We start from the raw sequence: 21,317 nt of genomic DNA on the forward strand, positions 1-21,317 counted from the left end.
CTCGCACTGGCGCTGCTTCTACCTCGCCCCGGCGCGGTCGGCCCCGCTCAGGCGGCGAAACACCGCAGCTCAGGTAGCCGACTCTGAGGTGCTCGCCCGGGAGAGGGGCTGGCCGTTCACACTTAACTGACGTACTGTCAGGTTTGGTTCCGCTCGGTGTTCTGTGAGGAGGCCGCCGTGCCGCAGCGTCCCGTGCCGCTCGACGAGTACCCGGTGCACCAGGTACCGCTGTCCATGCGCCATGTGGCCACCAGCGACCGCAACGCCTATGACCGCTGCATCTTCCACGTCTTCGACCATGCTGGCCGGGCGTTGCTGATCGCGGGGCTCGGGGTCTATCCCAACACGGGCGTCATCGACGCGTACGTCACCTTGCGGGTCGGCGACGTGCTGCACGCGGTACGCGCCTCCGACGCGCTCGGCGAGGACCGGATGCGACTGTGTGTCGGTCCGCTGCGGTTCGAGGTCCAGCAGCCACTGCGGTCGATCAGGCTGGTCTGCGAGCCGGATCCGGCCTGCGCCGACAGCCTGTCCTGCGATCTCGTCTGGCATGGAGACTTCCCAACGGTCTGGGAACCCCACCACACCGGCCGCACCGGCGACCGGCTGACGCTGGAGGGCCGCCGGTTCGTCCAAGCGGGCGGCGCGACCGGGCGGATCACTGCCCCCGGCGGCACTCACTACACCGTCACCGGCGGGGAGTGGACGGCAACCCGGGACCGCAGCTGGGGCGTTCGGCCCATCCCCGGTGAGCAGCCGGGACGCGCCGCAGAAGAGCACCGGCCGGAGGGCTTCCACTGGATTTGGTGCCCTATACGCTTCCCCGACTGCTTCGTCATGGTCATCGTGCAGGAGGACGCAGACGGCTACCGGACGCTCAACGAGGCGATACGGGTCCACCCGGAGCGCGCGGAACGTCCCGACGAGCAACTGGGCTGGCCGTACGTGGACATCGACTACGCCCCGGGCACCCGTACGCCGCGCACCGCCGTCCTGCACCTCATGGACGGTGCGCGCAAGTCAGTCGAACTGCGCGCAACGGTCCTCACGTCGAGCCCGCTCGCCGTCGGAGCCGGATACCCGCCCGCGCCGGACTGGCAGCACGGCACCTGGCGCGGTCGCGGGTGGACCGAACGCATCACCTACGACCTGGCTGACCCAGCAGTCACGGGCCCGGCCCGGTTCGGAGTGACCGACCACGCGACCCGGTTCGTCCGGGACGACGGGGTGACGGGGCACGGCATCCTCGAACACGGCAGCTTCGGCCGCCACGACCCCAGCGGCTTCACCTCGGCGACCCCATGAACGAGACCCGTAGGGATGAGACCCGCGGCGCACCCGCGCTGCGCCGGACCACCCGAGATCCCGAGGAACTCGCCCGGCGGCTGACCGCCTGGGTCACCACCTGGCAACCCGGCGCCGTGGTCACCCGATACGAGATACCGCCCACCAACGGCATGTCGAGCGAGACGGTCCTCTTCGACCTCCAGCGACCCGGGGCAACGCCGCGGCCCTGTGTGCTGCGACTGGCCGCCGACCCACTCGCCTACACCGTCTTCCCGCGCTACGACATGGCTCGCCAGTACCGCACCATCGCGCTGGTCGCCGAGCGGACGAAAGTACCCGTACCTCGGCTTCTGCGCCTGGAGACGGATCCGGGGCCGCTGGGCGCGCCCGGCTTCGTGATGGAGCGAGCCTTCGGCCGGGTCCCGCCCGATGTGCTTCCCTACACCTACCCCGGCAACTGGCTGTACGAGGCGAGCGCGCACCAGCGCGACCAGTTGGAACGGTCGACGGTCGAGGCGCTCGCCGAGCTGCACACCGTCCCGGCGGCGGAGGCGCCGTTCCTGACTCCGGATGCGGACGGGGACACAGCGCTGCGGCGGCACGTGAACGAGCAACGCGCCTACTACGCCTGGGTGATCGCGGACCACTCGCCCTCGCCGTTGATCGAGCGGACCTTCGACCGGCTTGAGGAGCTGTGGCCCGAGGACCCGGGTGAGCCCGTACTGAGCTGGGGCGATGCCCGGATCGGCAACATCGTCTACGCCGCTGACTTCACTCCGTGCGCGGTTCTCGACTGGGAGATGGCGTCAGTCGGCCCGCGTGAACTGGACCTGGGCTGGCTGGTCTTCCTGCACCGCTTCTTCCAGGACCTGACGGAGGGCTCAGGCCACCTCGGCCTTCCTGGCTTCCTCGACCTCGGCCGAGTCGCCGCCCGCTACGCGCAGCTGACCGGGCACACCCCGCGGGACATGGAGTTCTACTCCCTCTACGCGGCACTGCGGCACGCCCTGGTCATGCTTCGCGTCGGCTATCGCCGGGTGCACTTCGGCGAGATCCCTCTGCCGACCGACACCGACGGCCTGATCCTGCACAGACCCGCGATCGAGAACATGCTGGAAGGCCGGTACTGGTGACCGCGGGCATCGAGGCGATCGCATCGAAGCGAGGAGGCCGCGAGCCGCGTGACACTCCCGGTTCGCCGGCGTCCGACAACAGGCGCGGCCCCGCGACGGGGGAGACGCGGGGCCACTGGGCCAGTGTCGCACGGGCGGGTGGGCTACTCCGCCAGTTCGGCGGCCTCGTCCCGGGGAGCAGCGGGTTCGTCTTGATCGTGGCCGGGATCTGCGGGCCTGGTGCTACCGTCCGGCCGTCGGCGGGCGTGCGCCGCTCGTCTGTGTAGTTCGTCCATGATCCAGCTGCGCGTGATCCAGCCCAGCTCGGTCGGCTGGCTGCTGGTCGCGGCGAGGCGTTGACTGAGCTGGGCGACGGTGTATTCGGCGAGAAGGGCGCGGCCGACGGCCTCGTACTGGGCGGCGCGCTTCCGTGCGAACCTGCGTGGCGTGGCGGCACCTCCACAGTGAATAGTTGTAAATGACACTTATCTGGGGAACGTCGGCCGTGGGGCCGTTCATTCCCGCCCGACGGGGTGCCCTCTGCTGTCGGCGTCGGGCCTACTTCGGGCGGCGCGGGGGCGCGGTGCGGTGCCGCTTTCGCGGCCCTGCGGTTCCGTGGCGGGGGCGGTCCAAGGTCTTCCTCGCGGGCCGTGCCGGGGCGGCTGCTCAGACAGGCCTGGCGTGGGCGCCGTAGCGGAGTCCGTCGATGAGCAGGGCGATCATGCGCTGCGTGTGACCGTTGTCGTCCTCCTGGGCCGGCAGGGTGAGGTTGCCTACGGCGCGCAGCAGGTCTTGGGGGTCGATGTCGGAGCGGATCTGACCGGCTTTCGCCGCGGCGTCGAGAAGGGTGCCCAGGACGGGCACGAAGCGCTGCTGGAAGTAGGAGGGCAGGCTGTCGTAGGCCGGGTCTCCCGAGTGCAGGGCGGCGCTGAGTCCGCGCTTCGTGGCGATGAAGCCCGCGAAGCGCCGCAGCCACTGGGCGAGCGCGTCGACCGGTTCGCACTGGGCCACGAGAGAGGGGGCGGCGTCGGCGCAGGCGTCCACTTCGTGGCGGAAGACGGCGGCGATGAGGTCCGAGCGCTGCGGGAAGTGCCGGTAGAGGGTGCCCGCTCCCACGCCCGCCTTGGCGGTGATCTGCCGTACGGGGGCGTCCACGCCGGAGACGGTGAACACTTCTGCGGCCGCGGTGAGCAGGGTGTCGATGCTGCGCTGCGCGTCGGCGCGCACGCGCTGGCGGGGACGCTCCCTGTCCGTCGGCGCATCGTTCACGGTGTACTCCTCTTGCTAACCGGAACGCTGTTCCGTATCGTCTTACTGGAACACTGTTCCGCTTGCGTAGCGTAGCGCGGCATTGGGCATCAGCCAACGCACGAGGAGAACCATGAAGTACCGCACGCTGGGCCGAACCGGCATCAAGGTCAGTCCCTACTGCCTGGGCGCGATGATGTTCGGAGCCATTGGCAACCCCGACCACGACGACTGTGCGCGCATCATCCACAAGGCGCTGGACGCGGGTATCAACTTCGTAGACACCGCAGACGCCTACTCACGCGGCGAGTCCGAGGAGATCGTCGGCAAGGCCCTCAAGGGGCGTCGGGACAACGTCGTGCTCGCCACCAAGGCGCACCAGCCCATGGGCGACGACCCCAACCAGCAGGGCAACTCGCGGCGATGGCTGGTCCGTGCGCTGGAGGGCTCCCTGCGCCGCCTGGGAACCGACCATGTCGACCTGTTCCAGATCCACCGGCCCGCGCCGGACACCGACGTGGAAGAAACCCTCTCAGCCCTCACCGACCTGGTACGCGCGGGCAAGGTCCGGGCCATCGGCGCCTCCTCCGTCCCCGCCTCGGACATCGTCGAGGCGCAGTGGGTCGCCGAGCGACGCGGCCTGCAGCGGTTCCGTACCGAGCAGCCGCCGTACTCGATCCTCAACCGCGGCATCGAGCGCGAGGTACTGCCCGTCTGCGAGCGCTACGGCATGGGCGTCATGGTCTACAGCCCGCTGGGCGGGGGCCTGCTCACCGGCCGCTACCGCAGGGGCCAGCAGATCGACACTCACCGAGCCGGCTTCGGCTTCAAGCACCTGAGCGACGAGCGCCGCCTTGATGCTGTCGAGCAGCTCATCCCGATCGCCGAGGAGGCCGGAATGTCGCTGACGCACCTGGCGACGGCCTTCGCGATCGCCCACCCCGGCGTCACCTCCGCGATCATCGGACCGCGCACCATGGGCCACCTCGACGACCTGCTCGCGGGCGCCGAGATCACGCTGACCGACGAGATCCTCGACCGGATCGACGCCATCGTGCCCCCTGGCACCGACGTCGGGACGCTCGACATGGCCTACAACCCACCCGCCATCCAGCGGACCGCGCTGCGCCGCCGCCTGCCCGACGAGCGCTCCGCCGCCTGACGTGTCCTCGGGCACGGCCAGTCCTCGGGAGGTATGGAACCTCCGCTGAGAACCGCGTCGTCCACTCGACGGCCTGCCCCCTCACGGACGGCAGGTGTCCCATGCGGTGCGGGTTGCCGCGACGGTCGGCCGTTTGCGCAGGTGTGGACGCGCTCGCCCTCAAGCCCCGAGGACCGGCTCCCCCGGGGCGGCGTTGTCGAAGTTCTCCTCGACCCAGGTGCGTAGGAGGTTGAGGGGGACGGCGGCGCTCCTGCCGACAGAAGTGAGGGCGTATTCGACGTGGAGGGGGACAGCCGGGTAGACGGTGCGGTCGACGAGACCGAAGTCTTCGAGGCGGCGCAGGGTCTGGGTCAGGACTTTCGGACTGACGCCCTGGAGCCGGCGCTGGAGTGCTCCGAACCGCTGCGGTCCCTCCTCCAGTGCGCCGATGGCCAGTGCGGACCACTTGTTGGCGAGTAGGTCGAGCAGGGCGCGGCACGGACATTGGGCGGCGTAGACGTCGTGGTGCGCGTGCTGGCCGGACGAGCAGCTGGTCGTCATCCGAACTCTCCTTACCAGGGTACTTTCCAAAGGGAAGTAGTAGCCCTTGATGGTAACTACGCCCCCGGGGATAGCTTCGTCGCCGTCAACGGAAAGGCCGCCGACGGCCTTTCGCACGGTGCGATCCCAGGAGATGACGTATGTCCGCAGCCATGATGCGCGCGGTGGTTCAGGACCGGTTCGGGGGCCCGGAGGTGCTGCGGGTCCAGGAGGTGCCCCGGCCCGAGCCGTTGCCGACGGAGGTGCTGGTCCGCGTGCACGCAGCCGGTGTCAATCCGGTGGACTGGAAGACCCGCAGCGGCGGCGGCATGGCGGGAGTGTTGGGCGAGCCGCCCTTCATGCTGGGCTGGGACGTCTCCGGCGTGGTGGAGTCAGTGGGCTTCGGCGTGACCACGTTGCGCGTGGGCGACGAGGTGTACGGGATGCCGTGGTTCCCGCGCGCGGCCGGTGGCTACGCCGAGTACGTCACCGCTCCCGCCCGCCAGTTCGCCCGCAAGCCCGCCACCGTGGGCCACGAGCAGGCCGCCGCCGTACCGCTCGCCGCCCTCACCGCCTGGCAGGCATTGGTGGACACCGCCGATGTGCGCGCCGGGCAGCGCGTGCTGGTCCACGCCGCCGCCGGTGGCGTCGGCCACTTCGCGGTCCAACTCACCAAGCACCTGGGTGCGCAGGTCATCGCCACGGCGAGCAGCGCCCGCCACACGTGGCTCAGGGAACTCGGCGCCGACGAAGTCATCGACTACACGGCCGTCCGCTTCGAGGACGCCGCACGGGAGGTCGACGTCGTCATCGACCTGGTCGGCGACGCCCACGACAAGACCAGTCTGCGCTCGCTGGAGGTCCTGCGTCCGAACGGCCTGCTCGTCGCCGTCCCGGCCGGCGTCTCACCCGAACTGGCCGAGGCCGCAAAGGCGCTCGGGGTGCGGGTCAGCCCCCTCCTGGTGGAACCGGACGGCCCAGCACTGAGCCGGATCGCCGGCCTCATCGACGCCAGCAAGGTGGTGGTGGAGGTCGAGGAGACATTCCCGCTGGAGCAGGCCGCCAAGGCCCACGTACGAGGAGAGCACGGCCGCACCCGCGGCAAGCTCGTCCTCCGCACCAACGCCTGACCCCCACCGCGAACCCGCGACGGAATCCGAAAGACCGGAGCAACCCCATGCTCTACGAGATCCGCTACTACCAGAGCCAGCCCGGACGCCGCGAGGAGTGGATTCGCTACATGGAAGACGTGGTGGTCCCGTTCCAGGCCTCGAAGGGCATCACCGTCGTCGCCTCGTTCACCGACGAGCAGGACGAAGACGGCTACGTGTGGATCAGGCGTTTCGAGGACGAGGCCCAGCGCGAGGCGCAGTCCTCTGCGGTCTACGACAGCGGCCGCTGGAAGAACGAGATCGGCCCGGTGGTGCACGAGTTGCTTCTCCCCGAGAAGTCCGTCGTCACCCGCGCCGCCCCCACGCCCGCCTCGCCCTTGCAGTGACTCGACGACGTACCTGGTCGCGGAGTCTCCTTCGCCCGACGCTGGGACCAGCCCGCGCGCCGCTTACCAGCGTGCACCGGGCGCGTCCGCAAAACCCATGGGACGGTCGGGCGCCCCCCCACGGGCGACGCATGGCGTCATGGAGACCCGTCGCGGATCGAGGTGTGCCAGGCCCTCGCTTCTCTTGATGAACGCGAAGTCACGCCGCCGGTGGGCGGTTGGCGGACTGGTACGAGCTGACATCGATGCCGTGCAGCCTGTCGGGATACCTCCAGACATGACGAACGCCCCGGTCGGATGAGTCCGAACGGAGGCGTGAGTGCGTGTACCGAGTCCCCGGGTGTGTTCGACGGGCGGTGCCGCCGTTGTCTGCTGATGGCCGCCCGCGACCGGGTCCAAGGGGAGTTCCCGCCGGGTCACGGGCGGCCCGTGGTGCACGGCTACGGGAGGTATCTCTCCAGTGCGGCGGCGCCCTTCTCCTCGATGTGTCGCTTCGCCAGTTCGAGCCGTTCAGGAGTCACGTCGTGTCCCGACGCCATCACGAGGTCTTCAGGATCGAAGGGGCGTTCCGCCCCGGTGTAGAGGCGCTTCGGCTGGCTCTTCTCTTCTGACGATTCCTTGTCCGGTGATTCCTTCATTGCGATCACCTCATCCGTGATGGGCCTGTGGGTCCAGGCCCCATCACCATCATGCAGGCGGCCCAACCGCAGCATGCGGAGCGAACCCGGCGTTAGGCCGTACGGGTGACGCGAACCATCGGCGGGCGCCACCTAGAGACGACCACTTAGGCTAGCCATACCTCACGGGTAACGCTCTGGCGGCAGTGGGGTGACGTTCACCAGTGTCGTGGTCACCCCGCCGAACGAGACCCATTCCCACACGATGTCCCTGGACATCGACGTTCCCGTGTTCGGCCCCTCACCACCACTGTCGACCCGGTCGGTGCGGGCAAATAACCACCTGGGCGACACACCGTGCGTTCCACCGGTCCCGTGGATGCGTCCCAGGCCTCGAAACGTGAGATGCGAGGCGCACTTGACCGACACCGTGCCGAGAGCGGTCAACCCTCCGCGAGTACCGACCCCACTTCGCCCGCGAGTTCCAGTCCCTATCGCAACACGGGGCCTTCCTTTACGTAGCACCAGCAACTCGACGTGGCGCGGCCGGAGAACACCCGTGACGACGATGGCATCAGGCGCCGCTTCGCCGCTGCGCCCCGATGCCACCGCGATGAACGACACAGTCGGCGCGCGCCTTCGACGGCGTTCCCTTTCGGATCATCCGATCGTTGGTCCAGGCGTGTCATCGAGCGATGCCACGCGCTGATCCCTCGCCCCCACTCCCGACCCGGTGCCGAGGGCATACGAACGGAGAGCCCGACGTGCGAATGACCGACATCCAGCGTTGTGAGGTCCGGCCTGGACGTCTCGTGGAGTGGACCCTGCACCCCGCCACCGTCGAGGCAGCGACCGGCTCGCCGGATGATTCCCGCCCACCCGCATACGTACAAGAGGCCCACGTCCGGACGGCACGAGCGGTACGCCAGGCCGGGTTGTCGGTACCGAGCTGGCTCGGCACCGCGTTCGACATCCCCGGAGAGGTCGATCTGGACGTCCTCCAGCAGGCACTGTGCGCCTGGACGCTGCGACACGAGACGCTGCGCAGCGGTTTCCGCTGGGTCGGCGACGACATGCGGCGCTTCACACTGGAGGCTGATGCCGTCACGCTGCACCGGGAGGACATCGGCGACTTCGCCGACGCGGCGATGCTGGCCCAGTACTTGCAGGAGCGGTTCGACGTCGTGGCGGACGCCCTCACCTGGCCGAACTTCATCTACACCGCAGTAGTCCGTGGCGACTGCACAAGTGTCTACATGGCGTTCGACCACAGCAACGTCGACGCGTACTCGATCCAGCGCATCACCGCCGAACTTCATGAACTCTACGCGGCCGGCCTCGAAGGCCGCCCCGTGGAGACGACACCGGTGGCCAGTTACGTCGACTTCTGCGCAGCCGAGCGCACCAAGGCAGACCAACTCGACGACGCGCACGCGGTCGTGGCCCGCTGGCGGGAGTTCATCGCCGCATGCGGCGGGAAACTGCCGAGCTTTCCCGTCGATCTCGGTCTCGACCCCGCAGGGCCGCTGCCCGCCCAGAGGCTCATGCGGGACATGCTCGTGGACGACGCGGAAGCGGCAGCCTTCGAGGCGTACTGCCGTCCGTACGGCGGCAGTGTGATAGGTGTCCTCGCGGCCACCGGCCTCGTCGTTCGCGAGCTCAGCGGACAGGAGGTGTACCGCACCATCGTGCCGTTCCACACCAGGGTGCCATCCCGGTGGTCGGACTCGCTGGGCTGGTACGTGGGTGGCGCGCCGATCGAGATTCCCGTGGCGCAAGCGAGGGACTTCACCGACGCCCTGCGGATGGTCCGCGCTGCGCTCAGGGAGAACCGGGCACTGGCACGGACGCCCATTCCCCGCGTGCTCCATCTGCTGGGCTCCGACTTCCGGCCCACGTCTCCGGACCTGTACTCGATCGTCTCGTTCGTCGACGCGCGCGGTGTTCCAGGCTCGGAGCGGTGGCAGGCCCTGAAGGCGTACGGACTGGTCCGGGTTTCGTACGGCGACCAGGTGTGCGCGTGGATCACCAGGCTGCACGAGGGCCTGCAGTTCGCCGGCCGCTACCCGCACACCGACGTCGCGTACAAGAACATGCGGCTGTATGCCGAGCGGTTGCGGGAAATCATCGTTTCGGTGGCGAGAGGAGACCGGTCGTAGGTGCCTCAGGTGTGTACTCGGAGACGACGGCCCCGGGACGTACCGCATCACCGCCGCTGCGGCCGCCATTCGAAAAGCAGGATGGTGGCGTCGTCCCGCAGTTCGTTGCGCTGGTGATCGAGGATGGCGTGGATGAGCAGTCGCAACACCTCGGCCGGGCGCTGGCCCGCCGCGGTGGAGCGGATGATGAAGTCCGTGAACCGGTCGAGGCCGAACTCCATGCCCCTTCACTGCGCGCCTCTGTGACGCCGTCGGTATACAGCAGAACCCGGTCGCCAGGTTCGAGCGCCGCTTCGTGGACCTGCCGGTTCGCCGGTGCGAGCTGAGCGGGCAGCCCCATCGGCGGCTGTGATTTGCCGACGAGAGCGTGGTCGATGACCCGCTCGTCACGAATCAGCAGCGGCGGCGGATGGCCGCAGTTGATCCAGCGCAACGAGCCGGTGGTGACGTCGAGTTGGCACAGGATACCGGTGCAGAACTGGTCGGGAAGCCACCCGGCGAGGGCCTGATCGACGGTGCCGACCAGTTCGGGCAGGCCGGCGCCACTGCGGCGGGCGTTGCGTGCGCCCGCGAGGGCGACCGAGGTGGTCAGACCCGAAGCGAGGTTGTGACCCATGGCATCGAAGATTGCGGTGTGGAGCATGTTCTTGACCACCGAGTGGTCGAACGCGTCGCCGCCGAGCCCGTAGGCCGGCTCCAGCACCGCGGTCGAGACGCAGTCGCGGTTGCCGATGGTGCGCGGTGGCAGGAAGGCCCGCACAACTCGGCGTGCAGTTGCATCTGCTCGGTGCGGGTCCTGGCGGCGAGCCAGTCGCTGTAGGCGCGTTTGGAGGTGATCACCATCGCGAGCAGGGCCGCCAGCATCCGGCTGCGGCGCAATCGAGAACCGTCGAGCGTCGCGGTCCGAACGGCGAGCACTCCCAGCCGCTCGGCGCCGTCCACCAGAGACACCCACACGATTACGCCGTCCTCGTAGTCGGTGACCCGCAAGGAGACCGTGCGGTACGCCCAGCCTGCCAACGAGCCGTCGACCGGCAGTGTCTGGAACGTCTCGTCGAGTGGGACGAGCAGCCTTTGCTGCAGATCGACGAGGTAGATCACGGCAGAGTCCATGCCGAGGGTTGAGACGCACTGGTTCACCACGCCCGAAAGATCCGTCGGCATGGCGGTGTGCGCCATGGAGATCAGCTCCTCCAGCCGCTCTTCGTCGATGCCGACGCCGGACCGGGCGGCTCGGCCTGCGGGCACGTGCGGTCCGCCGGGCACGAAGATCACCTCCTCCGCGCCCAGTCTCACACCGATCCCGGCGCCCCTCACGTCAGCGGCGTCCGCTCGGCCCCACCACACCTGTGCCGACCGGCGTGGTGGCGGTTCGGGCCGGATGCCGCAGTAGCCGGGCGGGGAGTCACTCGCAGGCATCGGCCATGGGGTTATGCGCTGACCGGGTTCGCCGGTGATGCGTTGGTGAGTGGGCGACGAGCGCGGCGGGGACCCAGACGGGCCACGCCGTACGTGGTGAGCGCGAAGAGTCCTACGGCGGCGCCCAGCACGACGAGCTGCTGCCCGACGGCGGACGGGCCAGCGCAGGCGTAGTCGTCGGCCGTCTGCCGGTGGGCCAGCGGCACGCCGTTCAGCCGTCGGACGTCGCAGGTCCAGGTGCCGCCGTGCTTGCCGTGCACCACGTGAACGGCGCTGACCTCCGCCTCGGCGCTGACACCGTAGCGGCCCAGCACCTGGTACGGGTAGGTCAGGGCATCCATGATCGTCAGAAAGCCCGTCAGCACCAGTACGACTAGCAGTCGCGGGTTTCCTCGGGGAGACGGTACGCGGCGAGGGCGGCGGTATCGTCATCGAGGCGCGCGTCGCTGTAGGCGAGCAGGTCCTGGTGCAAGTGGTCGAGGAGCTCACGAGGAGGAAGGGCGGCCCATGACCGAATGCGCTCGGTGAGTGGGTAGAAGGCTCCGGTGCGGTCCCGTGTCTCGGTAACACCGTCGGTGTACAGCAGCAGTTGGTCGCCGGGATGGAAGGACTCCACGTCGATGTGGTACTCGTCTCCGAGCAGACCACCGAGGTTGATGAGCGGTGCGGGATCGGTTGGATCCAACTCGGTGACACCATCGCGGCCGATGAGCAGGGGCGGCGGGTGGCCGCAGTTGACGATCCGGACCACGGGTTCGCGGTCGGGAATCTCGGCGAACACCGCAGTGACGAAGCGTTCCTCCATATCACTGCCTGGAAGCTGCGCGGCTCTGCGGTTCATGCTCCTCTCGATCCGGCGCGCCACCCCGGCAAGATCGGGCTCCTCGTGGGCGGCCTCCCGGAAGGCCCCGAGCATCGTCGCGGCCGTCTCCACCGCGAACAGGCCCTTGCCGCGGACGTCGCCGATGAGCAGGCGGACCCCGTGCGAGGTGGGAACAGCCTCGAACAGGTCGCCGCCGATGCGTGCTTCCGCGGCGGCTGACAGGTAGAGGGATTCCACGATGACCGGGCCGAGGCGATGGGGCACCGGTCGTAGCAGCACACGCTGCGCGGTCTCGGCCACGGAGCGAACGGTGGCGAGAGTGCGCTCCCGGCGCGTCCGGTGCGCAGCCAGAATCGTGCCGAGGGCGCCGACCAAGGCGGTGGAGACGTACACGGCCACATAGTGGCGTTCCCACAAGTAACCCACGGAGCGGCCTGCGCAGCAGGGAGTGCCGGCCAGGACGCCTTCGAACGTGACGGCGAAGATCGTGATGCCGGCGACGACGGCGGGGGTGTGGGCGAAGGCAGCGACCACGGGGAGGGCGATGAGCAGGAAGCTCACCGGCCACTGCACGGGAGTGACCGGTTCGAGCACCAGGACAGCTGCGACGTAGATGGCCGGTAGCCACCGCATCCACGCCGGCGGAGCAGGCAACTGTGCTGTGCCGCGGTCTTCGGCTCCACGACGGCCGGGCAGTTTCACGGGGCGCTCCGGTGCAGGCGGGGTCGCGGTAGTGGACGCCTTGGAGAAACGGCCCACGGCACGATGATCTGTGCCGAGGCCCGACGAAAGGCTTCGGCGGATCCCATCACGCGGCCTGCACACAAGCACTTCCGGCAGCACTTGGGCAAGGCAACCAGCCTGATGTGGTTCAGCAGCACAACCCGACCATCCAGCGAGGGCATGTCAAGACTTTTATAGCAATCCTACGACTTGAGATTTCCCTCTGTGGGCGATTCTTAGCCTGGCTGCAGGCTTGATCTTTCCCCTGGGCGGCACGGACGCGGGGTGATCGCCTTCTTCGTGCCTTCCTTTCGGGAGCCCGGTGGGCCGATATCGTGCACGTCGTGGCGTGGTGTGCGGCGGGTGTTCCTGCGACGGCGCAGCCGTCTCGGACCTGCTGGGTTCGACCGAAACTGGATCCGCTCGTCGTCGAGGTCGGCGATCGGCTGGCCGGGGGGTTGCGGGTGGAGACGTCGGCGTAGGGAGCGCCGTATGGCTGATCCGTACAGCGGCCGTACGGGTTATGACGAGCGGCGCCTGCGCGGCCGACACGTCGCCTTCGTTGTGGGCGGTGCGGCCCGCGCGTGAAGCGGGCAGGCCAGTCTCCATCGAATCGCCCCGCAAGCAAGCACAGGGCATCGTAATCTGACGTGCATTCGCTGAGACCCCACCCGTACGTGGGTCCGTGTGGTGCCCCGCGGTCCTGGGCATTGCTACGTTCTGTGCCCCTTGGCGATCGCGATATGGGGGAACACACGTGGTCGATGATCCCGGTCGGGAGACCTCTCACCAGGCAGAGGTCGCAGTCATCGGCGCCGGTCTGTCCGGCCTCGGCGCAGCCGTCATGCTGCGCAGGGCGGGATTCGAGGACATCGTCGTGCTGGAGAAGTCCGACCAACTGGGCGGGACTTGGCGCGACAACACCTACCCCGGTTGCGGCTGCGACGTGCCGTCCCTGCTGTACGAGTACTCCTTCGCGCCCGGTCCGTGGCGGCGCACCTTCGCCAGTCAGCCGGAGATCCTGGCCTACCTCCGTTCCACCGTCGCCGAGCACCGCATCGAGCAAATGATCCGCTATGGAGTCGAGGTCCGCGGCGGACGCTGGGACGCCCGGAGCGGCCACTGGCATCTCGACACCAGCGCAGGCACGTACTCCGCCCGTGCGGTTATCGTGGCCACCGGCCCTTGGCACCGGCCCCGCTACCCCGACCTGCCGGGCATGGCAGACTTCCCCGGTGCCGTCTTCCACTCAGCCCGCTGGGACCACCAGGCTGATCTGACCGGCCGCCGCGTCGCCGTGGTCGGCAATGCGGCCTCCACTGTGCAGTTCCTGCCCTCCATCCAGCGTCATGCGGCGCGCGTCGACATCTTCCAAAGCACCGCCCCGTGGGTGTTGCCCAAACCCGACCACGCACTCCCTGAGCGCCTGCGCAACCTTCTGTATCAGCGCCCCGCCCTCCGACGGCTTGCGCGGGGGCTGCAGGCCGGGACACAGGAAGCCATTGGCCTGACCCTGCGGCACCCGTGGATGCTGCCTCCCCTGGAGGCCGCAGCCCGCCTGCACCTGCGCCGGTCGGTCCGCGACCCCGAGCTGCGTCAGCACCTCACCCCACCTCATCGACTCGGCGCCCGCCGCCTGCTGACGTCCGACACTTACTACCGGGCCATCAGCCAGCCCCATGTGCGTCTACACCCCACCCGGGCCACGCGGGTGGAAGGGAACGACATCGTGGGTGGCGATGGACGACGAATCGGTGCGGACACCGTCATCCTGGCCACCGGCTTCCACATCGGCCATCTGCCCATCGCCGCCCATCTGCACGGACTGGGCGGTCAACGCCTGGCGGACACGTGGCGCGACGGACGCCACGCCTACCTGGGCACCAGCGTCAGCGGCTACCCCAACCTCTTCCTACTGCCCGGGCCGGACATCCTCCACGGCACCACTGCCGTGCCCACCGTCGTCGAAGCCCAGTTACGCCACATCACCGCCGCCCTCGCCCACTTGTGTCGCGGCGACCACGCCGCACTGGACGTGCGGCGTGAGGTCCAACACGCACACAACGCCGCCCTCCACACGGCGCTGACCACGACCGTGTACACAACCGACCATGCCAGCTACTACTTCGACGGCGCGGGCCTGAACACCTTCTGCTGGCCCTGGTCCACCCGCCGCCTGCGCCGCAGCCTTGCCGCCTTCGATCCCGCCGCCTACACGTGGTACCCGCGCGCCGCCCTCCCAGCCCAGCGCGATGCCCCGGCAACCGCCCAGACGGAACCCCAACTCCGACGCCCACCTTCCCACCTGCCCGAATGACCACCGGCAGGCTGACAGGGTAAGTCGGCTGCCTTGGGGGCCTCGGTCGAGAAGGCGGCACCCAACTGCCGTTCGAGACGGCGGATCTGCCGGCTCAGGGACGGCTGGGTGGTGTGGAGGGCTTCGGCAGCGCGGCCGAAGTGCTGGTGCTCGGCGACGATGGTGAAACACCGCACCAACCGCAGGTCGAAGTTCGCCTGAGGGAGTGGCGAGTCGGGCATGTGTCGAGCGTAACCCTCGCCTGGACGTTGACCAATGCCCAAGGGAACGCCCGAACTGCGGTGATGCGCAGAGAGTATGACGTCTTGTCAAACCATCATTGGATGCCGAGCGCTCGTTGATCGCACCGTGGAGTCACCGGCCGGGCACCGTGTGGGTGCCGAATGGGGCGGGTTGCCCCTCGCTGTGTGGAAGGAGCGCGCCATGCGTGTGTGTTCGTCACCGGCGCGACCGGATGCGTCGGTGGTGCCGCCGCCCGTGAACTCCTCGGCGCCGGGCATCAGGTACTCGGGCCCGTCTGCAGCGGCTCTAGTCGGCCTCCTCGCAGTCACGCTCGCCTCGGCCGCCCGTTCAGAGCGTCACGTGCAGCGCGAGACAGCGAGCCGGAAGCGCACACGCGGCGGCGCAACCGCAAATGGCAAGTCCGCCCACGTCAACGGCTGAACAGCCGTCTGATCTTTCGACCTGGAGGAAGCAATGACACGTTTGCAAGGACGCTCCGCCCTCGTCACGGGCGCCACCGGAGGGATCGGACGAGCGATAGCCGAGGCTCTGGCGAGGGAAGGAGCGCTCGTCGTCGTGACCGGTCGAGATGCCGGTCGCGGTACCGAGGTTGCCGGCCGCATCGGCGATCAGGGCGGACGAGCCGAGTTCGTCAAGGTAGACCTCGCCACCGACGACGGGGTACGACTCCTCGCCCGGGACGCGCTGGCCGCGGCGGGCGGACACATCGACATCCTGGTCAACAACGCGGCATACATCCTGCCTGCGCAGTCCATGCTGGAGGCCACCGAGGAGCAGATCGACCAAATGCTGGGGCTGAACATCAAGGTGCCGTTCCTCCTCACCGCGGCGCTGGTACCTGGCATGGTCGAACGTGGTGCAGGCTCGGTGATCAACATCGGCCCGATCGTCGGCTCCATCGGCCAGGCCGCCTTCGCTCTCTACGGTGCGAGCAAAGCCGGGTTGCACTCCCTGACCAAGTCCTGGGCCGCCGAACCAGGCCCCCGAGGCGTGTGGGTGAACGCCGTCCTCCTCGGTCCCACCGCCACCGAGCTGAACACACACATGCGGGAACGGGCGGAGCAGCTCACCGCCAACTACCCCGCCAGGCGCCCCGGGACCGCCAAGGAGGTCGCCGAAGCCGTGGTCTTCCTGGCCAGCGACAAGGCCTCCTACATCCACGGCGTGCTCCTTCCCGTCGACGGTGGAGCACTGACCCGGTAAGGCGTAACCGCGCCTCCCGGGCGGAGACGCAGCCCACTGACAAGGGCGGCGCCGATGCCTTGCGGGCGTCGGTGATGATCGCGACCTTCCGCACGGTGTTCGCGATCCGGTCAACGCTTGCTTTCGTCTTGTCGGCATGCGGGACTCGGGTTGCCACGCGGGACAGGAAGGGACGGCTCACCGCCCGCCGCTGTGGGCGTATCGGTAGTCGCTGGGGCTGAGGCCGTGGGCGGCCTTGAAGATGCGACTGAAGTGAGCAGGGTCCATGAAGCCCCAGCGGGCTGCTATCGATGCCACCGTGCGGTCGGCCGCGTACGGACCGGCCAGATCGCGTCGGCAACCCTCCAAACGGCGCTGCCTGATCCAGGCCGTGATCGTGGTCTGCTCCTCGGAGAAAAGCTTTTGCAGGTACCGCAGTGAGACGTGGTGTGCGTTAGCGATCCGCTCTGGGGATAGATCGGGGTCCGCCAGGTTCTGGTCGATGTAGGCGCGGACGCGCAGGAGCGTGGTACGACGAGCGGCTTGCAGATCACTGCTTGGACGTGGCCGCCGCTCGGCGAGCATCGTGGCGAGCAGGTCACCGGTGGTCCGGGAGAGACTTTCGGCGCTGTCGACGTAGTCATTGGAGTGCCTGGCCAGGCGGGTGAGGAACGGAGAGACCAGGGCTGCCACTCCTTCGGTGGCGGGGAAACGGGTCGCAGTCACCCCCACGGTCTCGCCACTGTCGAGATGCGCCAGTCGATGCGGAAGCATGAACTCCAGCATGGAGAGGTCCTCGCGGCACAAGAGCGTGTAGGGGCGGGTGGTGTCGTAGCACGCGATGTCCCCGGGGCGCAGAACCGCTTCGCGCCCATCCTGACTGATCACCGCGCGGCCACGCTCCAGTACGCCCACGAGCAGGTACTCAGCATCCGAGCGAGCGATCAGCCGTGGCGTCCGGTCGACCCGGTTGGCATCGGCCGACACTTCGGACACCCGGACGGCACCGAGACGGTCGGCCCTGATGACTCCGCGGAACGGCTCATCCTGAAGCGGTTTGACGTGAACGGGCACGAAACCGTCACAGACAACGTCCTGCCAGAACGCGCGCCGTTCCGCCACCGGGTGGTCTTGCGTCCGTAGGACGACGGTCATGGTCTCGCTCTCTCCTTCGCGTCCCCGCGTATGCCCGTTGGCGATCGCCTCAGCTTCGCCTGGCTGGGGAACGCCCCGCGCAGTCAGCGGATTCCCGTGCGCGTACCGACAATCAGCCGTGCGCGCGAGGACAAACCCCGCCAAGGGCGCGCCCGGCATATTGGAGGCGTTCGACGGGCCGCCCTTCGGAGGCGGGACGCCGAGCGAACCAGCTACCCCGCTAGGAGATAACCGATGCCTTTCGCGTCAGTCAACGGTCAGCAGTTGTGCTTCGAGGACACCGGAGGCGACGGCCCCGTCGTCGTCTTCAGTCACGGCAACCTAATGAACCGCCAGATGTGGGTACCGCAAGTCGAGGCGCTGCGCGGCGAGTTCCGATGTGTGGTCTGGGACGAGCGCCTGCACGGCCGTACCAAGGACGATGGCGCTCTCTACACCTACTGGGACTCCGCCGACGACCTTCTGGGCCTGCTCGACCACCTCGGCGTCGAGCGGGCGACCCTGGTCGGGCACTCCCAGGGCGGCTTCCTCTCGCTCCGCGCGGCTCTGCGCGCGCCCGACCGGATCAAGGCCCTGGTCCTGATCGACACCGCGGCGGTGGCCTGGCCGCAGGAGGCACTGACCCAGATGAGCGGCGTCAGCGAGGGCTTCCGTACCGGCGGACCGGATGCGGTGGCCCCCGCCCTGCTCGGCATGCTGCTCGGCGAGCCCGAGATCCACCACGACTGGCTGCGCACTTGGCACGAGCAGCCGCAGGAGCGGCTGGCCGACGCGGTGGCCGTGCTCATGGGCGTCGACGACATCTCTGCCCGCCTCGGCGAGATCACCCAGCCGGCGCTGATCGTGCACGGCCAGGTTGACCAGCCGGTCCCGCTGCCTCTGGGACAGATGCTCCGTGATCGTCTGCCGGGAGCGTCGGAACTGATCGTGGTACCAGGCGCCGGACACACCCCGAGTCTGACCCACCCCGATCAGGTCAACGGCCCGTTGAGCGCCTTCCTGCGGCACAGCGCATGAGCGGCACCGGCGGAACGTAGTCCGCACAGGGGACGCGCGCCGTCCCGGGCCGGGCACACGGCCCGGCGACAGGCGGGTCTCCGGCAGCGGTCGCCGCAGAGGCACGTGTCGATGTCCAGCGCTTGCAGGAGGGTTCGCACCATGGCCGCCGCCAGCCCTCCCGTCAACGTCACGCGCGACATCATCGTGGGCGACGGACCGCCTGGTGACTTGCTGACTGGATCGTGCGGCTGACGGCAACCCGAATGCCGAGACAGGCTACTCGCGTTCACAGTCGCCTGTTGGCGTGTGCGGTACCCCCGGCAGAGAGTTCGGGCAAGCATCAGCAGTGCGAGATGAACTGCTCGGTGAGGAGGTTGAACTCCGCGGCATGCTCCAACTGCGCCCATTTGTGGACCGGTTGAACAGGTGCGGTCGTGAGTGTGGGATCAACGAGGCCAGGTGCAGGGCGTGTTCGTGGCTGACGACCCGGTCGTCGCGGCCATGGATCAGGAGGGTCGGGGCGGTGAGGACAGCGGCCCGATGTTGGGGGCGAAGCCGGTCCAACTGGTGGTGCCAGGAGCCACGCCATGCAGCAGGACTACCGGTGGCCCCATCGGGCCTCGTTGTAGTGCAGTCTCCAGCGGTGGGTGGCTGCGGTCCGGCTGGTCGACTCGCCGCTGGGCTCTGTGGCCATGGGCGGTGCTTTCCTCTCGTGGGTGCCTGCCGGGTCGTCCCCAGTCGGCGGGACAGCGATGCTCAGGTCAGGCCGGGCGGAGCACGTCCTCACACCACTGGCGGAAGCCGGTCGCGGTGCGCCCAGAAGTAGGCGAACTACCGTCGTAGATACCGTCGTTCTGTGCCACCGCCATGTCGACCAGGCCCTGCGCGGATCCTTCGGCGGCTCCGTGCGCCAGCGCCATCGCCTTGTAGTCCGCGGCGCTGATCTGGTGGAAGCGGATCGGCCTGGCCAGCACGTCGGACATGACCTGCGCCATGTCGTTGGGGGAAAGGTCGTCGGGGCCGATCACCGGCACACTGTTCTGCCCGCTCCAGGACGCGTCGAGCAGCAGCATGGCAGCCGCCACGGCGATGTCGTGGGTTGCGACCGTCCGCAACGGCCGATCAGCGGAGTTCGCCAGCGAGAACACCCCTCGGTCCCTGATCTGCTCGGCTTGGCCGAGCAGATTCTCCAGGAAGAACGGCGGACGCAGGGCCCGGTAGCCGACCCCGGTGGCTTCGATCAGACCGTCCATCGCGAACGCGGCTGTCAGCAGCCCGGCATGGTGGCCGTACTCGTGCCCCAGGCTCGACACACCGACCACGCGCCGAACGCCGTGGCGGGTGATCGCCTCGCAGGCCGGCCGGGTGAACGCAAGGTAGTAGTCCACCGGGCGCTCGGCGCGAGGGTTCGGGGGCACCAGCCAGAACACGCAGTCGGCGTCGGTGAACGCCGCATCGACGACAGCGCTGTCGTGGTGCGACCCCGGCACGACCTCGACACTCTCGCGTACGTGCGGGGGGAGCCGCGCGGGGTCGCGTGTGATCACCCGGATGTCTTCCGGGCCGCCCACGAGGAGGTCGAGGATCTGTCGGCCGATCCGGCCGGTCGGAGTAGTGACGACGATCATGAAAATCCCGTTCCATTCGGCATCTGCCCAGTGCTGGGCGCGATGTCGACAATGCGCCCCGGCAGATGGGAACGGAAGGACCGTTCCGGTCCGGGGCGTTACTCTGACGGTAATACCGGTCGGAGGCGGTTGTCGTGGAGTCACGAGCACTGCGCTACTTCGTCGCCGTCGCCGAAGAACTCAACTTCGCACGCGCGGCCGAGCGACTGGGCATGTCCCCGCCCCCGCTCTCCCGAGCGATCCGCAGGCTGGAGACAGAGCTGGGTGTCGTCCTGTTCGAGCGGACCACGCACAGCGTCGCGCTGACCCCGGCCGGGACCGTGCTGCTCGACCAGGGCCGGATCGCGCTGGACGCCCTTGACGCCGCCACGCGACGAGCGCAACGCGCGGCAGTCCCGGAATCGAAACTCGTCCTCGCGGTCAAGGCCGACGCTGACGCCGGGTTGTTGGAAACGATCCTGGAGCGCTACGCGGCCGAGCCCGGCTCCAAGCCGATCACGATCCGGCTGTGCGGGTGGGGGGAGCAACCCGGCCTGCTGCGCCAGGGCGAAGCCGACGTGGCCCTGGTCTACGAACCGTTCGACCACACCGGTCTGGACACCGAGACAGTGGCCGTCGAGCGACTCGTGGTCGCCCTCGCCGCCACACACCCCATTGCCGCGCGGGACCGCGTCAGCCTGGCCGACCTCGGTCTCCCGGTCACCGAGCCAGGGCAACGGGCCACATACCACCGGTACCTCGGCACCGGCCGGCACTCGGCAACTGACCTGCTCCAACTGCTCAAGCTCGTCGAACTCGGCGAACTGATCACACTCCTGCCGGAATCCGTCGTCAACCGTTACCCGCGTGCGGGTGTCGTCTACCGCGATGTCGTGGACGCGCCGCCAGCGACATTGGTGATCGCGTGGCCGCAAACGTCCCGGTCGAGCGCCACCTCCGCGCTCGTCCGTGCCGCCAGTGCCGAGTGACTCGCAACCGTCCAGCAGCCAGCCAGCCGGGGGAAACGCGGCGGGCGAGCAGGCCATGCGACGCCTCGCGGGCTATGCAAGCGACTCGGCCGTGGGCGTTCCCGCTGGCAGACCGCGTACGCCGCCACAGCACTAGAGCGTGTTCGTAGTTGCGATCACGAGTTGGTGGATTCGGCCGCGCCGTGTCCCGTGGCCTGGTAGGCCAGGGGCATGGCGCGTGGCGATCTGACGGATGATGAGTGGGCCCTGGTCGAACCG

Annotated in this window: 17 protein-coding genes and 2 pseudogenes; 10 read left to right on the top strand and 9 right to left on the bottom strand. The window is 68.7% G+C overall.

Annotation, left to right across the window (positions count from 1 at the left end):
* Positions 1 to 177: 177 nt before the first annotated feature.
* Positions 178 to 1,305, top strand: a complete 1,128-nt coding sequence (locus tag P3G67_RS34525) for a hypothetical protein (protein ID WP_276097034.1) — start codon at positions 178 to 180, stop codon at positions 1,303 to 1,305.
* Complete coding sequence (locus P3G67_RS34530) at positions 1,302 to 2,420, top strand: phosphotransferase family protein (protein ID WP_276097035.1); 1,119 nt, start codon at positions 1,302 to 1,304, stop codon at positions 2,418 to 2,420. Before P3G67_RS34525 ends, P3G67_RS34530 begins: the two co-directional genes overlap by 4 nt.
* A 645-nt stretch (positions 2,421 to 3,065) precedes the next feature.
* Here P3G67_RS34530 and P3G67_RS34535 read toward each other — a convergent pair.
* Entirely contained in the window at positions 3,066 to 3,668 is a 603-nt protein-coding gene (locus P3G67_RS34535) for a TetR/AcrR family transcriptional regulator (protein ID WP_276097036.1), read from the bottom strand.
* 112 nt (positions 3,669 to 3,780) lie between these two features.
* Here P3G67_RS34535 and P3G67_RS34540 point away from each other — a divergent pair, with 112 nt between their 5' ends.
* Positions 3,781 to 4,809: an aldo/keto reductase gene (locus tag P3G67_RS34540; RefSeq protein WP_276097037.1), complete on the top strand. Its 1,029-nt coding sequence runs from the start codon at positions 3,781 to 3,783 to the stop codon at positions 4,807 to 4,809.
* 159 nt (positions 4,810 to 4,968) lie between these two features.
* On the opposite strand, the gene P3G67_RS34545 is transcribed toward P3G67_RS34540, so the two are convergent.
* On the bottom strand, positions 4,969 to 5,349 hold the full coding sequence (locus P3G67_RS34545; protein ID WP_269857586.1) for a winged helix-turn-helix transcriptional regulator: 381 nt from the start codon (positions 5,347 to 5,349) through the stop codon (positions 4,969 to 4,971).
* Positions 5,350 to 5,489: 140 nt separating this feature from the next.
* Here P3G67_RS34545 and P3G67_RS34550 point away from each other — a divergent pair, with 140 nt between their 5' ends.
* Both P3G67_RS34550 and P3G67_RS34555 read left to right on the top strand, forming a co-directional pair.
* Positions 5,490 to 6,458 (top strand): NADP-dependent oxidoreductase, encoded by a 969-nt coding sequence (locus P3G67_RS34550; protein WP_276097038.1) that lies wholly within the window; start codon positions 5,490 to 5,492, stop codon positions 6,456 to 6,458.
* Between the two features lie 47 nt (positions 6,459 to 6,505).
* Entirely contained in the window at positions 6,506 to 6,826 is a 321-nt protein-coding gene (locus P3G67_RS34555; protein WP_276097039.1) for an NIPSNAP family protein, read from the top strand.
* Between the two features lie 440 nt (positions 6,827 to 7,266).
* On the opposite strand, the gene P3G67_RS34560 is transcribed toward P3G67_RS34555, so the two are convergent.
* Positions 7,267 to 7,464: a hypothetical protein gene (locus P3G67_RS34560; RefSeq protein WP_269857653.1), complete on the bottom strand. Its 198-nt coding sequence runs from the start codon at positions 7,462 to 7,464 to the stop codon at positions 7,267 to 7,269.
* A 749-nt stretch (positions 7,465 to 8,213) separates the two neighbouring features.
* Between P3G67_RS34560 and P3G67_RS34565 the strand changes: the two genes are divergently transcribed.
* Entirely contained in the window at positions 8,214 to 9,602 is a 1,389-nt protein-coding gene (locus tag P3G67_RS34565) for a condensation domain-containing protein (protein ID WP_276097048.1), read from the top strand.
* A gap of 47 nt (positions 9,603 to 9,649) precedes the next feature.
* Here the strand turns inward: P3G67_RS34565 and P3G67_RS34570 are convergent.
* From P3G67_RS34570 to P3G67_RS34580, 3 genes and pseudogenes are all read right to left on the bottom strand, one after another.
* Positions 9,650 to 10,781: pseudogene (locus tag P3G67_RS34570) on the bottom strand (PP2C family protein-serine/threonine phosphatase).
* Positions 10,782 to 11,032: 251 nt separating this feature from the next.
* Entirely contained in the window at positions 11,033 to 11,362 is a 330-nt protein-coding gene (locus P3G67_RS34575; RefSeq protein WP_276097040.1) for a hypothetical protein, read from the bottom strand.
* A 32-nt stretch (positions 11,363 to 11,394) separates the two neighbouring features.
* Positions 11,395 to 12,477, bottom strand: coding sequence for a PP2C family protein-serine/threonine phosphatase (locus P3G67_RS34580; protein ID WP_276097041.1), 1,083 nt, complete (start codon positions 12,475 to 12,477; stop codon positions 11,395 to 11,397).
* Between the two features lie 847 nt (positions 12,478 to 13,324).
* Between P3G67_RS34580 and P3G67_RS34585 the strand changes: the two genes are divergently transcribed.
* Positions 13,325 to 14,884 carry a flavin-containing monooxygenase gene (locus P3G67_RS34585; RefSeq protein ID WP_276097042.1) on the top strand — a complete coding sequence of 520 codons (1,560 nt, stop codon included), beginning with the start codon at positions 13,325 to 13,327 and terminating at the stop codon, positions 14,882 to 14,884.
* A gap of 18 nt (positions 14,885 to 14,902) precedes the next feature.
* On the opposite strand, the pseudogene P3G67_RS34590 reads toward P3G67_RS34585, so the two are convergent.
* Positions 14,903 to 15,105, bottom strand: a pseudogene (locus P3G67_RS34590) (helix-turn-helix domain-containing protein); the annotation flags it as partial.
* Between the two features lie 475 nt (positions 15,106 to 15,580).
* On the opposite strand from P3G67_RS34590, the gene P3G67_RS34595 reads away from it, so the two are divergent.
* Entirely contained in the window at positions 15,581 to 16,330 is a 750-nt protein-coding gene (locus tag P3G67_RS34595) for an SDR family NAD(P)-dependent oxidoreductase (protein WP_276097043.1), read from the top strand.
* A gap of 177 nt (positions 16,331 to 16,507) precedes the next feature.
* Here the strand turns inward: P3G67_RS34595 and P3G67_RS34600 are convergent, their stop codons facing one another.
* Positions 16,508 to 17,431: an AraC-like ligand-binding domain-containing protein gene (locus P3G67_RS34600; protein ID WP_276097044.1), complete on the bottom strand. Its 924-nt coding sequence runs from the start codon at positions 17,429 to 17,431 to the stop codon at positions 16,508 to 16,510.
* A gap of 267 nt (positions 17,432 to 17,698) precedes the next feature.
* Here P3G67_RS34600 and P3G67_RS34605 point away from each other — a divergent pair, with 267 nt between their 5' ends.
* Positions 17,699 to 18,481 carry an alpha/beta fold hydrolase gene (locus tag P3G67_RS34605; protein ID WP_276097045.1) on the top strand — a complete coding sequence of 261 codons (783 nt, stop codon included), beginning with the start codon at positions 17,699 to 17,701 and terminating at the stop codon, positions 18,479 to 18,481.
* 743 nt (positions 18,482 to 19,224) lie between these two features.
* On the opposite strand, the gene P3G67_RS34610 is transcribed toward P3G67_RS34605, so the two are convergent.
* Complete coding sequence (locus tag P3G67_RS34610; RefSeq protein ID WP_276097046.1) at positions 19,225 to 20,091, bottom strand: NAD(P)H-binding protein; 867 nt, start codon at positions 20,089 to 20,091, stop codon at positions 19,225 to 19,227.
* A 134-nt stretch (positions 20,092 to 20,225) separates the two neighbouring features.
* Here P3G67_RS34610 and P3G67_RS34615 point away from each other — a divergent pair, with 134 nt between their 5' ends.
* On the top strand, positions 20,226 to 21,059 hold the full coding sequence (locus tag P3G67_RS34615) for a LysR family transcriptional regulator (RefSeq protein ID WP_276097047.1): 834 nt from the start codon (positions 20,226 to 20,228) through the stop codon (positions 21,057 to 21,059).
* The last annotated feature ends 258 nt before the right edge of the window (positions 21,060 to 21,317 follow it).

It is taken from the genome of Streptomyces silvisoli (genome assembly GCF_029269905.1).
GTDB classification, from domain to species: domain Bacteria; phylum Actinomycetota; class Actinomycetes; order Streptomycetales; family Streptomycetaceae; genus Streptantibioticus_A; species Streptantibioticus_A silvisoli_A.